12 protein-coding genes are annotated in these 12,432 nt (G+C 60.2%); 8 read left to right on the top strand and 4 right to left on the bottom strand.

Translation table 11 applies throughout. The features are described from left to right. Positions 1-29 precede the first annotated feature (29 nt). On the top strand, positions 30-857 hold the full coding sequence (locus HJB91_RS20620) for a VCBS domain-containing protein (protein WP_210631613.1): 828 nt from the start codon (positions 30-32) through the stop codon (positions 855-857). A 207-nt stretch (positions 858-1,064) separates the two neighbouring features. Here HJB91_RS20620 and fumC read toward each other — a convergent pair whose 3' ends face one another. After that, positions 1,065-2,456 (bottom strand): class II fumarate hydratase, encoded by a 1,392-nt coding sequence (gene fumC / locus HJB91_RS20615; RefSeq protein ID WP_210631069.1) that lies wholly within the window; start codon positions 2,454-2,456, stop codon positions 1,065-1,067. Between fumC and HJB91_RS20610 the strand changes: the two genes are divergently transcribed. Together HJB91_RS20610 and HJB91_RS20605 are read left to right on the top strand one after the other, a co-directional pair. Beyond that, positions 2,455-2,784, top strand: a complete 330-nt coding sequence (locus HJB91_RS20610; protein WP_210631721.1) for a hypothetical protein — start codon at positions 2,455-2,457, stop codon at positions 2,782-2,784. The genes fumC and HJB91_RS20610 overlap by 2 nt on opposite strands. A gap of 75 nt (positions 2,785-2,859) precedes the next feature. Then, positions 2,860-4,761 carry a murein L,D-transpeptidase gene (locus HJB91_RS20605; RefSeq protein WP_221155815.1) on the top strand — a complete coding sequence of 634 codons (1,902 nt, stop codon included), beginning with the start codon at positions 2,860-2,862 and terminating at the stop codon, positions 4,759-4,761. Between the two features lie 318 nt (positions 4,762-5,079). Here HJB91_RS20605 and HJB91_RS20600 read toward each other — a convergent pair whose 3' ends face one another. Beyond that, positions 5,080-5,784 (bottom strand): HAD family hydrolase, encoded by a 705-nt coding sequence (locus HJB91_RS20600; RefSeq protein ID WP_210631071.1) that lies wholly within the window; start codon positions 5,782-5,784, stop codon positions 5,080-5,082. 267 nt (positions 5,785-6,051) lie between these two features. On the opposite strand from HJB91_RS20600, the gene rpiA reads away from it, so the two are divergent. The 3 genes from rpiA (at position 6,052) to HJB91_RS20585 (ending at position 7,702) form a co-directional block, all read left to right on the top strand. Continuing rightward, positions 6,052-6,750, top strand: coding sequence for a ribose-5-phosphate isomerase RpiA (gene rpiA, locus HJB91_RS20595; protein WP_221147595.1), 699 nt, complete (start codon positions 6,052-6,054; stop codon positions 6,748-6,750). 15 nt (positions 6,751-6,765) lie between these two features. Next, a complete protein-coding gene (locus HJB91_RS20590; RefSeq protein WP_210631073.1) occupies positions 6,766-7,323 on the top strand; it encodes a DUF2059 domain-containing protein in 558 nt (185 codons plus the stop codon). A gap of 94 nt (positions 7,324-7,417) precedes the next feature. Continuing rightward, positions 7,418-7,702: an acylphosphatase gene (locus HJB91_RS20585; RefSeq protein ID WP_221155814.1), complete on the top strand. Its 285-nt coding sequence runs from the start codon at positions 7,418-7,420 to the stop codon at positions 7,700-7,702. Positions 7,703-7,741: 39 nt separating this feature from the next. Here HJB91_RS20585 and HJB91_RS20580 read toward each other — a convergent pair whose 3' ends face one another. Further along, positions 7,742-7,960: a hypothetical protein gene (locus HJB91_RS20580; RefSeq protein ID WP_247241728.1), complete on the bottom strand. Its 219-nt coding sequence runs from the start codon at positions 7,958-7,960 to the stop codon at positions 7,742-7,744. Between the two features lie 202 nt (positions 7,961-8,162). Between HJB91_RS20580 and gor the strand changes: the two genes are divergently transcribed. Next, the gene (gene gor, locus HJB91_RS20575) at positions 8,163-9,548 is read left to right on the top strand and encodes a glutathione-disulfide reductase (protein WP_221147597.1); all 1,386 of its coding nucleotides are present in this window, start codon (positions 8,163-8,165) and stop codon (positions 9,546-9,548) included. A 9-nt stretch (positions 9,549-9,557) separates the two neighbouring features. Here the strand turns inward: gor and HJB91_RS20570 are convergent, their stop codons facing one another. Beyond that, on the bottom strand, positions 9,558-10,847 hold the full coding sequence (locus HJB91_RS20570) for a VWA domain-containing protein (RefSeq protein ID WP_210631077.1): 1,290 nt from the start codon (positions 10,845-10,847) through the stop codon (positions 9,558-9,560). A 188-nt stretch (positions 10,848-11,035) separates the two neighbouring features. On the opposite strand from HJB91_RS20570, the gene HJB91_RS20565 reads away from it, so the two are divergent. Beyond that, entirely contained in the window at positions 11,036-12,409 is a 1,374-nt protein-coding gene (locus HJB91_RS20565; protein WP_210631078.1) for a class II 3-deoxy-7-phosphoheptulonate synthase, read from the top strand. The last annotated feature ends 23 nt before the right edge of the window (positions 12,410-12,432 follow it).

Here is a 12,432-nt window from a genome sequence, read left to right as displayed (position 1 = left end):
TCGGCAGCGTTAACCTGCCGGGGCTTCCAATGACAAATGCAAAGCCAACTGCTGTCGACGACCTTCTGGTTTTTTTCGAACATGACTGGATCAGGGGCGATCTGCTGCGCCTCGCCAGCGATCCCGAAGGTGCGGACATGTATGTTCGCTTCGTCAATGGCGTCCGTATCGACGCCAAACATGGGCCTGACCACGAAACGATCATTCAGGGCAAGTACGGAACCTTCAAGGTGAAGCCTGACGGTCACTTCACATATGAGCTGGATACCACGCTGGATGTGGTGAAGAATTTAGGGAAGTCCGATCAGCTCATCGAAAAACTGAGTTACAAGATGTCCGACGGCTCGGGGGGCACGGACCTCGGCGTGTTGACCCTTGCGATCGACGGCGTCAACGAAGGCGAAAAATACCACGAAGTCCTGGATTTCGATGATATGGGCGTCTTATCGAGGGCGGATAATTTCTCTCTCCCCAATTATCGGGGCTTTGCGCTCTCCGTGAACGGCAGCCACGATGTGACGCTTCTGAACGGCATTGTCTACGATACCATTCCGGGCGTCGACGCCATCACCGAAGACGGTTTCAGCGACACCGTTTTATCCCCCGGCTCGGCGCCCGTAAGCTTGAAAATGGTCGATGGCGGGGAGTTCACCTTTCAGAGCGTCTCGATCGCCGAACTGTCGGCATCGCCCTTTCATCTGACGCTCACTGCCCTGAACGACGGCCAGATCGTCTATCAACAGGAGCTCGAGGTTACCGGGCCCAATCTCGAGGTCAATCTCGAAGACATCGAAGAAATCCGCTTCGACTTCATGGGCAATTCTGTGGTGATGGACAATTTTTCGCTGTTGGTTTGAGGCTTGTCTGATGTCGTGCGGGGTTCCCCGTCCGATGCCAGCAGGGGCGACCGCGATGGCAAGAAATATGAGGGCGCCTACTCACCCCCTCATTCCTGTGCTCGTCACAGGAATGAGGGAGCAAGTGCCAAACTTGCCCGCTCCCTCTTGCTTCGACCATGGAGAAGAAGGAACGAGTGGAGAAGAGGAGCAGACCTCCTTAACCGATTACTTCGGCCCGATCATCGTCTCCGGACGCACGATCGCGTCATATTCTTCCGATGTCACCAGTCCGCTGGCAAGTGCCTCTTCCTTCAGCGTCGTGCCGTTCTTGTGCGCCGTTTTGGCGATCTTGGCGGCGGCGTCGTAGCCGATCTTGGGGGCGAGGGCGGTGACCAGCATCAGTGAGCGTTCGAGGCCGGCCTTGATGTTGTCCTCGCGCGCCTCGATGCCGACGACGCAGTTGTCGGTGAAGGAGACGGCGGCGTCTGCGAGCAGCTGCACCGACTGCAGGAAGTTATAGGCCATCATCGGATTGTAGACGTTGAGCTCGAAATGGCCCTGGCTGTCGGCGAAGGTCAGTGCGGCGTGGTTGCCGAAGATGTGGATGCAGACCTGCGTCAGGGCTTCGCATTGGGTGGGGTTCACCTTGCCGGGCATGATCGAGGAGCCGGGCTCGTTTTCCGGCAGCGCCAGCTCCCCCAGGCCGGCGCGCGGGCCGGAGCCAAGCAGGCGGATGTCGTTGGCGATCTTGAAGAGAGCGGCAGCCGCCGCATTGATGGCGCCGTGGCTGAACACCATGCTGTCATGGGAGGCGAGCGCCTCGAATTTGTTCGGCGCGCTAACGAAGGGCATGCCGGTGATGTCGGCGATCTCCTCGGCGACTTTCTCGGCAAAGCCGACCGGCGCGTTGAGGCCGGTGCCGACGGCGGTGCCGCCCTGGGCGAGTTCGCAGAGGCCGGGCAGGGTCATCTCGATGCGCTTGATGGCCGAGCCGAGCTGGGCGGCGTAGCCGGAAAATTCCTGGCCGAGCGTCAGTGGTGTGGCATCCTGAGTATGGGTGCGGCCGATCTTGATGATATGGCTGAACTCGGTGACCTTCATGTCGAGGGCGGCATGCAGGTGCTTCAGTGAGGGCAGCAGGTGGTGAGCGATCCGCTCGGCGCAGGCGATGTGCATGGCCGTCGGGTAGGTGTCGTTCGACGACTGGCTCATATTAACGTGATCGTTCGGGTGCACAGGCTTTTTGGAACCCATGACTCCGCCGAGCATTTCTATGGCACGATTGGAGATGACTTCATTGGCGTTCATGTTGGATTGCGTGCCGGAGCCGGTCTGCCAGACGACCAGCGGAAAATGGTCGTCGAGCTTGCCGTCGATCACTTCCTGGGCGGCATCGACGATGGCGTTGCCCAGCGCCGGATCGAGCTGGCCGAGCGACATGTTGGCGCGGGCGGCCGCCTGTTTGACGATGCCGAGCGCGCGAAGGATCGACAGCGGCTGCTTTTCCCAGCCGATCTTGAAATTGCCGAGCGAACGCTGCGCCTGGGCGCCCCAATATCGGTCGGCGGCGACTTCGATGGGGCCAAAAGTATCGGTTTCGGTGCGGGTTGCGGTCATGAGCCTTGCCTTCCTGTCACATGCTGTTTTCTGGCATCTTCGAAAGATGTGGTCTTATAGGTTGGAAACCAGAGCAAGAAAACCGAATGCCGTGCGAAATATTGATGATCACAGTCATGTTTGTGCCTGCCGGGCGGCGTGCTTTTTCGGCCACGTTGGAAATTTTATGCATCGGCGCGTTTTTGCCACACTGGTCCGGCGGCGAAAATTCGGTAAAAAATTAACTAATAATTTCATAATTTTGTGTGAACTGCTGTGCGGCGCCGCGCAGGATTCCTCTCACATGAAATTGAGTCCGCCGGCGCTGGCGGCGAAGGCCGGTTTCTGATCAATGAGGCCCTACGCTGCTTGAGTTTCGCGGGATTTGAGCTGAGAACAGCATGACATCGGGACTGGAATATATATGACGTTCGTTTTGAAAAGCGCGGTATCCGCATTGGCAGTTTCCTGCGGTCTGGCAATGATGGCCGCTCCCGCGCATGCCTATACGCTGATGGATATGCTTCGCGGCGACAGGCAGCGGACCCAGAGCACCATTTTCATGGATCAGATGCCGCCCGGGCGTGTGGCGCCGCGTGGCGGCGAAGGTGGATCGCTTGGCGGACTTGACCCGGAGGCGCCGCTGCCGAAGGTGAGCGGTCCGCGTTATTATACCTACAAGACCGAAGCCCTGCAGTTCGTCGATACCAGCAAGTTCGCCGATCCGATCGTCACTGGTGCGGTTGCTGAGGTTTCGCCGGCGGGCGATTCCGAACCGGTGGTGCAGCGCCGTTTCCTGGCGCAGGCCAAGGTTCGCGCCAATTCCGACGTCGCCAAGGCACTCGAAACCTATTACAGCGATAGCCGTAATCCGCTCGTCTGGGTCGACGGCAACCAGATCAGCGAACGCGCCCAGTCGGCAATGGCGGCGCTGGCCGATGCGGCTTCCGTGGGCCTCGACCCTGCCGATTACGCCGTGCAGGCGCCGGCGGTCGATCCGGCCAATCCTGATCCTGCCGCGCGTGACCGGGCGCTGACGCAATTCGAGCTGGAACTTTCGGCCAAGGTGCTTGCCTTCGTGCAGGACACGGTCCGCGGCCGCATCGATCCGAACAAGATTTCGGGTTATCACGATTTCCAGCGCAAGGCGGTCAATCTGGCGCCGGTGCTGAAGCTTGCCCGCATGAGCCCGAATGCCGGCGCCTATATCGCCAGCCGGTCGCCAGATAGCGCGCAGTTCGAGGCGCTGAAGGCGGAGCTGGCCAAGCTTCGCGCCGCGGATAGCAATGAGGAGCAGGTCGTCATTTCGCTCCAAGGGCTGCTCAGACCCGGCGACAGCTCGTCCGAGATCGCCAATATCGTCAAGGCGCTGCAGAAGCACGGGTCCGAGACGTTGAAGACTGATCACGCGGCGACGTTTGCAGCCTACGCCGGCGGCAGCGACTATTCGCCCGACATCGTCTCGCTGGTCGAGGACTTCCAGAAAGAGCACGGTCTGAAGCCAGATGGCGTCATCGGCCAGGCGACGGTGCGCGCCATGACCGGCGGCGACACCAATGCCTCGAAGATCGACAAGCTCGTCGTTGCCATGGAACAGGTGCGCTGGCTGCCGGAAGATCTTGGTTCCCGCTACGTCATGATCAATCAGCCGGCCTACATGGCCTATTACCATAATGACGGCAAGGAGCAGCTGTCGATGCGCGTGGTGGTCGGCGGCAAGAACAACCAGACCTATTTCTTCAACGACGAGATCGAGACGGTGGAGTTCAACCCGTTCTGGGGCGTGCCGCAGTCGATCATCATCAACGAAATGCTGCCGAAGCTGCGCTCGGACCCCAACTACCTCGATCAGCTCGGTTATGAGGTTGAGGTGAATGGCCATGCTGTCGCCTCGTCCAGCGTCGACTGGTACGGCTCGACCGCGAATGTTTCGGTGCGCCAGCCGCCAAGCGGCGATAACGCCCTCGGCGAACTGAAGATCCTGTTCCCGAACAGCCACGCGATCTATATGCACGATACGCCCTCGAAGAGCTTCTTCAAGCGCGACATGCGAGCGCTGAGCCACGGCTGCGTGCGCCTTGCCAATCCGCGCGCGATGGCAGCCGCCGTGCTCGGCACGACGGCGGACGATGTCGCCAAGCAGATCGCGAGCGGCCAGAATCATGCGGTGAAGGTGCCGCAGAAGATCCCGGTCTACGTCTCCTATTTCACCGCCTGGCCGAACAAGGATGGCGTGGTGGAGTATTTCGACGACGTCTACGGCCGTGACGCCTATGTCGACAAGGCTTTCGATGCGACGACCAAGGCGCGTGGGGCGCAGATCTGACGCCTAATTTTGTGATGGTTTGACGGGCGGTTTTCGGGCCGCCCGTTTTGTTTTTGAGGTTGTGAGTAGTGAGCCTTGGCAGATTGGCGCCACAAACTCGTCCCTCATTCCTATGCTTGTCACAGGAATCCAGCAGACGCGTTTCCACGCGGCGGAAGAATCGCAGCCTGTCGGTACATGGTTCCGCTGCTGCCAGCGATCTCCCCAGCAAGTCGCGCGTATTGTTCCCGACTCTAAAGTCTTATCGGCTTGCGGACGGAAGCCGGCTGGATTCCTTTGACAAGCACAGGAATGAGGGAGGATAGGCGAGCGGAGAACTCAAACAGCAATCTTCTCCGCAAACTCCCGCAGCAATCTCTCCACCAGTTCCGGCGTCAGTTCATCGTAGTGGGTGATGATGACATCCGGATCGAGGCTTGAGACCGGTACATCCGAATAGCCGAAAGGCACGGCGATCGACGGCACGGCGGCGTTTCTGGCCACGGCGATATCGTTGATGCTGTCGCCGATCATCACGGTTCGGGAAATATCGCCGCCGGCGCGCTCGATGGTGCCGGTGAGATGGCGGGCGTCGGGTTTGCGGTATTGGAAGGTGTCGCCGCCGGTGACTGCTTCGAAATAGCTGTGGAGGTCGAGCTTGTCGAGTAGGCCGAGCGCGAGGCTCTCCATCTTGTTGGTGCAGACGGCGAGGCGGTAGCCAGCGGATTTCAGGCGGTTCATGGCGGCGACCAGACCGGGATAGGGTTCCGTATGGCCGGGCATGTTGCCTGCATAATGGGCGACGAAGCGTTCCACCAGCAGCGGCAGGTCGTCTCCAGCGAGCGAATGGCCGCGCAGCCGGCAGGCGCGCTCGATCATAACCCGCGCGCCCTGGCCGACGAGATGGGTAAGATCGTCATAACTGACCGGGTCGAGGCCGAGGGCTGCGACCGTATGATTCAGGCTTTCGACCAGATCGGCATGGGTGTCGAGAAGGGTGCCGTCGAGATCGAAGACGACGAGCGGAGCGGGGGCAGGGGTCAAGGGTTTGCCTCTTTGTGCGATGGGCGTCTTGCGAGCGGCGTTCGATCGACGAGGTGTCATTCCTGGGAAAGACGCGTCATTCCCGAGAACGATGATATTGCTCCTGAGGTAGGCGATCGCGCGACGGAAAGCAACGGCCTGAGGATTAGCGGGAAGGCCGCAGGCGTTTGTTTCGGCTTTTCATTTTCCGTGATGATTTTGACTTTCGTTTGCCAGGCGAGCCGTGTAAACAGCACATCCAACGCAATAATTCGGAGCTGGCGGCGCATGGATGCCCGCGAAATGAAGATCAAGGCCGCCGAGGCCGCGCTCGCCCATGTCGAAAGCGGGATGCGTCTCGGCATTGGAACCGGGAGTACGGCGGAAGAATTCGTCCGCCTGCTGGCGGAGAAGGTCGCAGGCGGCTTCCAGGTCGAAGGTGTTCCGACGTCCGAACGAACGGCGCGCCTCTGTGTCGAGCTCGGTGTTCCGCTAAAGTCGCTTGACGAGCTGCCGGCTCTCGATATGACGGTCGACGGCGCCGATGAGATCGATCCGGCGCTCAGGCTGATCAAGGGCGGCGGCGGCGCGCTGCTGCGCGAGAAGATCGTCGCTGCGGCTTCGCAGAGGATGATCGTCATCGCTGACGAGAGCAAGCTGGTCGAGACACTCGGCGCCTTTGCGCTGCCGATCGAGGTCAATCCGTTCGGCCTCGTCTCGACGCGGATGGCAATCGAAAAAGTTGCGGCCCGGCTCGGCCTTTCCGGCGAACTCAGCCTGCGCCAATCCGGTGACGGAGAGTTTACCACGGACGGCGGCCATCACATCATCGATGCATTTTTTGGCCGCATTCCTGATGCAGAGGCGCTGTCGAGCGAGCTGAATTCCATACCCGGCGTCGTCGAACACGGGCTCTTCATCAATATGGCGGCACTTGCGATCATTGCCGGTCCTGCGGGTGCGCGCACGCTGCAGGCAAACAGATAACAGGAGCATACACTCATGATGAACATTGCAGGTCTTGGCCGTCTTGCCGCTGCGACCGTGGTTCTTTCCGGTCTTGCCTTCGGCTCCGCCGTCAAGGCGCAGGAAGTTTCCGAAGAGCAGCTGAAGGCTGCGCGCGCGGCGATCGACGCGATCGGTGCTACGGCCCAGTTCGACAATATCCTGCCCGGTCTTGCCGAACGCCTGAAGGCCGGCCTGATCCAGGATTCGCCGAACTACCAGGACATCATCTCGTCGACCGTTGATGCGCAGGCGCTGGCACTGGCGCCGCGCCGCGGCGATCTCGAGAAGGAAGCAGCACTTACATACGCCAAGGCCTTCACGGTCGATGAGCTGAAGGCGATCGCCGCCTTCTACACGTCCGACGTCGGCAAGAAGCTGCTGAAGGACGGCCCGGTCGCCTCGCGCGAGACAGCCAAGGCCGCGGATATCTGGGCCCAGGGCATTTCGCGCGACCTGGAAAAGCAGAGCAACGCCGAGCTGTCCAAGGTCATCAAGGCACCGCCACCGGCGACCGACAGCCCGGTTGCTCCGGCTCCCGCTGCCCAGCAGTAAGGCCTGCCTCATCGAATTTGCAAAAGCCCGGCATCGCCCGGGCTTTTTTGTTATGATGGATCCGGCAATAGCGGCGAGCTCTTGGTGAGGCTACATGTCCGATCATTACGAGGCAGTGCGAGTGCGGATATCGGGCAGAGTCCAAGGTGTCGGTTTTCGCCTGTGGACACGCGATCAGGCCTTGCAGCTCGGAGTAACGGGTTGGGTGCGCAATGAAGCGGACGGATCCGTCACCGCTCTGATCGCCGGAGCCGGTAGCGCGATCTCGACGATGTTGGAGTGCTTGAAGCGTGGTCCTGCAGGGGCATCGGTCTCAAGCATAGAGACGGAAACGGCTGAACTTGAGGATATGCTGACGGGTTTCCGCGTTACCGGCTGACGGCCGCAAATCCCCGAGAGCCAAACACGCTGCTGGCGATCAGCCCCAATCCTTGGAACTCTTGGCCAATCGCCACATGCCAGTCTCATCCGGCTCCACGCGTTTGTTGCCGCGGTAGAAGATCGGCAGTCCGGTTTTCTTGTCCATGGCAAAGCGGCTCGGCGTAAATTTCTCGTTCTCGTGGCCCTGGATGGCGAGGTTCAGCGCTTCCTTGAATTTGCCGGCCTTGCACAGGTTGGCGAAGAGAGTTTGATCCATCTTTTGCTCCGGCATCCTTTCAGTCTCGTGCATTGCCTGCCAGCCTCCGTCGACGGGGTCAACCGTAAACGGTGACCGGGTCAGATTCCGGCCAATATTCGGCAATGGAGTACAGGAAGACGCGGGAGCGGGGCTTTTGTTTTCGTGACGATCGCCCCTATATCAGGAACGTCCTTCCTGCGATTCCCTTCCGGAGCTTCTTATGTCTTCCTATGATTACGACCTTTTCGTCATCGGCGGTGGTTCCGGAGGCGTGCGCGCTGCGCGCGTTGCCGCCTCGCTCGGCAAGAAGGTGGCGATCGCCGAGGAATACCGCTATGGCGGCACCTGCGTCATCCGCGGCTGCGTGCCGAAGAAACTCTTCGTCTATGCTTCGCAGTTCCACGAGCACTTCGAGGATGCAGCGGGTTTCGGCTGGACGGTCGGCCGAAGCAGCTTCGATTGGAAGAAGCTGGTCGCCGCCAAGGATGCGGAAATCGCGCGGTTGGAAGGCCTCTACAAGAAGGGGCTCGCCGGCGCCAATGCCGAGATCCTGGAAACGCGCGCCGAACTCGTCGATGCCCATACGCTGCGGCTCGTGAAAACAGGGCAGACGGTGACGGCCAAGACGATCGTGATCGCGACCGGCGGACGCCCGAACCCGCATGTCGCGCTTCCCGGACACGAGCTTTGCATTTCCTCCAATGACGCCTTTCATCTCGAGGAACTGCCAAAATCGATCGTGATCGCAGGCGGCGGTTACATCGCCGTCGAATTCGCCAATATCTTCCATGGTCTCGGCGTGGCGACGACACTGATCTATCGTGGCGCCGAAATCCTGTCTCGCTTCGACGAGGATCTGAGGCGGGGCCTGCACGAGGCAATGGTCGCCAAGGGCATCCGCATCCTCTGCCACGATACGCTGCGGCAGGTTTCCAAGGCCGACGATGGACTGGTGCTGGAGACGCTGAACAGCGGCACGCTGCAGGCCGATGTCGTCATGCTGGCCCTCGGGCGCGATCCGAATACGGAAGGTCTCGGTCTCGAGGCAGCCGGCGTAGCCGTCGACGAGCGCGGCGCCATCATCGTCGACGATTATTCCCGTACCAATGTCGAAAATATCTATGCTCTCGGTGATGTCACCAATCGAGTACAACTGACGCCGGTGGCGATTCACGAAGCGATGTGCTTCATCGAGACCGAGTACAAGAACAATCCGACCCGGCCGGACCATGAACTCATCCCCACCGCCGTCTTCTCACAGCCCGAGATTGGCACCGTCGGCCTGTCGGAAGAAGAGGCGGGCAAGCGGCACAGTGAGCTCGAAGTATACCGCGCGCAGTTCCGACCACTGAAAGCGACGCTTTCCGGCCGGCCCGAGCGGATGATCATGAAACTGATCGTCGATTCTGCGAGCCGAAAGGTTGTGGGGGCTCATATCCTCGGGCACGATGCCGGCGAGATGGCGCAGTTGCTCGGCGTCACGCTCAAGGCCGGCTGCACCAAGGACGATTTCGACCGGACGATGGCGCTGCACCCGACAGCGGCCGAAGAGCTCGTCACCATGTATGCGCCGAGCTATCGAATCCGCGACGGAAAGCGCTTCTAGGCAAGACTCTCAACTGGTGATGCGCGGCGCACGGATGACTTTAAGGAAAAGAGCCTTCATAGCATCGGCGATGCCTTCGGTCGGCGTCACCTCGAAATAGAGGCCCGGCGAGGCGCATTCCTGCATCTTGGTCGGGATCTGGCTCTGGAAGGGGCTGATCCAGGTATTGTACCAGCTGTTTTTCGGGAGAGGCAGGTAGGTCGTGTAAAGTACCGCGATCCTTATGCCCTTATCCTTCAGCGGCTTGCAGAAGGAGGTGTCGATCGGTTCCTGACAACGCTTGCCGGTGAGTTTCTTGGTGCAGCCCTTCGGCTTCTCGCTGTCACCGACCCCATCCGAGACAAAGAACAGGATCTTCTGCGGCGTCGTTGAGGTGCTGCCGTCTCCGGGGGTAGTAATGATGTCTTTCATCTGTGTCAGCGCGTTGTCAAAGCTCGTCTGCTGGTCGTTGTTGTAGCCCTGATATGGAATGGTCATCAGGTCGACGGCGTCGGTGTAGGTGCGCACCTTGTCGAGGTCATCCGTCGGCTCGGATATGGTCGTGAGCTTCGCATCTTCGGCCTTGGTGCCGAAAGTATAGACGCCCATTTGGAATTGATTGGAGGAAACCCGCGTCGCTTTTGCGGTCTGCGTCAATTCCTTGGTCGCCTGGCGCACGACGTCGATACGCATGCTGACGCCGAGCTTCTTGGCAAGATTGTAGTAGTTGTTTTTGTTTTGAGTTTCGTGGCAGGCGAAGGCGCAGCTGTCACTGGTGTTCTTTTCCATCGTCGAGACGTCTTTGGCGGTGGCGCCGACGCCCATCGACGGCGTGTTGTCCAGCAGGATGTAGAAATCCATGAAAGAAGCCGTCTGATACTCGGCTGTCGCCGTGCCCGAGATTGTGATCGAATCCCGGCCGAGAACGCGCATGAAGGTGGTCGGCACGTTCGCCGTAAAAGAAACCTGAGAGTTCAGCTTGTTTGCGGCCTTGGTGACGTCGATGCCGAGATCGACTTGAATGCCGGTCAGCTCGCCTGACATCTGGGACATGAATATGTTACGGGCGTCGGTGCTGCCAAGCGATATCGTGCCGTTGCCGCTCATCGTCATCGCGGCGGCGACCGCGCCCGATTTTTCGGCGATCGAACCGACGGCAGCGGCATCGGCGGCGGCGTAGAGCTGCGTCCTCAGACTCAGTGCGTGGGCCACATCCACCGCCATGCCGGCCGCACCCACGAGCGGCACCATAAGCAATGCGGTCATGATGCCGAAATTGCCCGAGCGGTCCAAAATGAAGCCGGGCGGAAGGATCGCCATGACATGTCCCCAATGTTGAAACTCCTTCGGGTTCTACATGCAAAATCTGAAATATGGGGAAATCGACATGGTATATGCTGGTTTAAAGCGGCCGGTGATTGGCCTTTGCAAGCTTGATCTAAAGGTCTATAAGCCGCCGGATATTAAGACAGGGCATCCGAGGATTGGATGTGAGTGAGGTTAGTAAGATGGCAGAGAACTGGACCCCGAGCAGCTGGCGGCAAAAACCGATCCTGCAGGTTCCCGAATATCCCGATGCAGCCGCTTTGGCGGCAACAGAGGCCACTCTCGCCAGCTATCCGCCGCTCGTCTTCGCAGGCGAAGCGCGCCGTCTGAAGAAGCATCTCGCCAATGTCGCTGAGGGCAATGGTTTCCTGCTGCAGGGTGGCGACTGCGCCGAGAGCTTCGCCGAACACGGCGCCGACAACATCCGCGACTTCTTCCGCGCTTTCCTGCAGATGGCCGTCGTGCTGACCTTCGGGGCGCAGCTGCCGGTCGTCAAGGTCGGCCGCATCGCCGGTCAGTTCGCCAAGCCGCGCTCCTCGAATGTCGAGAAGCAGGGTGACGTGACGCTTCCGGCCTATCGCGGCGACATCATCAACGGCATCGAGTTTACCGAGGAGTCGCGGATTCCGAACCCCGAACGCCAGGCCATGGCCTACCGCCAGTCGGCCGCGACGCTGAATCTTCTGCGCGCCTTCGCGATGGGCGGCTACGCCAATCTCGAAAACGTGCATCAGTGGATGCTCGGCTTCGTCAAGGACAGCCCGCAGGGCGAGCGTTACCGCAAACTTGCCGACCGCATCAGCGAAACCATGGATTTCATGAAGGCGATCGGCATCACTTCGGAAAATCACCCGAGCCTGCGCGAGACCGATTTCTTCACCAGCCATGAGGCGCTGCTGCTCGGCTACGAGGAGGCGCTGACCCGCGTCGATTCCACCTCGGGCGACTGGTATGCCACGTCGGGCCACATGATCTGGATCGGCGACCGCACGCGCCAGGCCGACCATGCGCATGTCGAATATTGCCGCGGGATCAAGAACCCGATCGGACTGAAATGCGGCCCGTCGCTGCAGGCCGACGATCTGCTGCAACTGATCGACATTCTGAACCCCTCGAACGAGGCCGGGCGTCTGACGCTGATCTGCCGCTTCGGACACGAAAAGGTCGCCGAAAACCTGCCGCGCCTCATCCGCGCCGTCGAGCGCGAGGGCCGCAAGGTCGTCTGGTCGTGCGATCCGATGCACGGCAACACGATCACGCTTAACAACTACAAGACACGTCCCTTCGAGCGGATCCTGTCGGAAGTCGAAAGCTTCTTCCAGATCCACCGCGCCGAAGGCACGCATCCCGGCGGCATCCATGTCGAGATGACCGGCAAGGACGTGACGGAATGCACCGGCGGTGCCCGGGCCGTCACCGCCGACGATCTGCAGGACCGCTACCACACGCATTGCGATCCGCGCCTCAACTCCGACCAGGCGCTCGAACTCGCCTTCCTGCTTGCCGAGCGCATGAAGGGCGGCCGAGATGAGAAGCGCATGGTTGCAAACGGCTAAGCCAGCCGGAAACGTGATAAAAA

The sequence above is a fragment of the Rhizobium sp. NLR10b genome, from assembly GCF_019685435.1.
In the GTDB taxonomy this organism is placed as follows: Bacteria; Pseudomonadota; Alphaproteobacteria; order Rhizobiales; family Rhizobiaceae; genus Rhizobium.
The sequence above is the reverse complement of the archived record's forward strand: the minus strand, read 5'-3'. Positions and strand labels throughout refer to the sequence as shown.

Excerpts from the sequence above, each read along its gene's own strand:
- HJB91_RS20585 (WP_221155814.1), top strand. The coding sequence starts at position 7,418 with ATGTCCGATCATTACGAGGCAGTGCGAGTGCGGATATCGGGCAGAGTC.
- HJB91_RS20570 (WP_210631077.1), bottom strand. The coding sequence starts at position 10,847 with ATGGCGATCCTTCCGCCCGGCTTCATTTTGGACCGCTCGGGCAATTTC.
- HJB91_RS20605 (WP_221155815.1), top strand. The coding sequence starts at position 2,860 with ATGACGTTCGTTTTGAAAAGCGCGGTATCCGCATTGGCAGTTTCCTGC.
- fumC (WP_210631069.1), bottom strand. The coding sequence starts at position 2,456 with ATGACCGCAACCCGCACCGAAACCGATACTTTTGGCCCCATCGAAGTC.
- HJB91_RS20580 (WP_247241728.1), bottom strand. The coding sequence starts at position 7,960 with ATGGATCAAACTCTCTTCGCCAACCTGTGCAAGGCCGGCAAATTCAAG.
- HJB91_RS20620 (WP_210631613.1), top strand. The coding sequence starts at position 30 with ATGACAAATGCAAAGCCAACTGCTGTCGACGACCTTCTGGTTTTTTTC.
- gor (WP_221147597.1), top strand. The coding sequence starts at position 8,163 with ATGTCTTCCTATGATTACGACCTTTTCGTCATCGGCGGTGGTTCCGGA.
- rpiA (WP_221147595.1), top strand. The coding sequence starts at position 6,052 with ATGGATGCCCGCGAAATGAAGATCAAGGCCGCCGAGGCCGCGCTCGCC.
- HJB91_RS20610 (WP_210631721.1), top strand. The coding sequence starts at position 2,455 with ATGAGCCTTGCCTTCCTGTCACATGCTGTTTTCTGGCATCTTCGAAAG.
- HJB91_RS20590 (WP_210631073.1), top strand. The coding sequence starts at position 6,766 with ATGATGAACATTGCAGGTCTTGGCCGTCTTGCCGCTGCGACCGTGGTT.
- HJB91_RS20565 (WP_210631078.1), top strand. The coding sequence starts at position 11,036 with ATGGCAGAGAACTGGACCCCGAGCAGCTGGCGGCAAAAACCGATCCTG.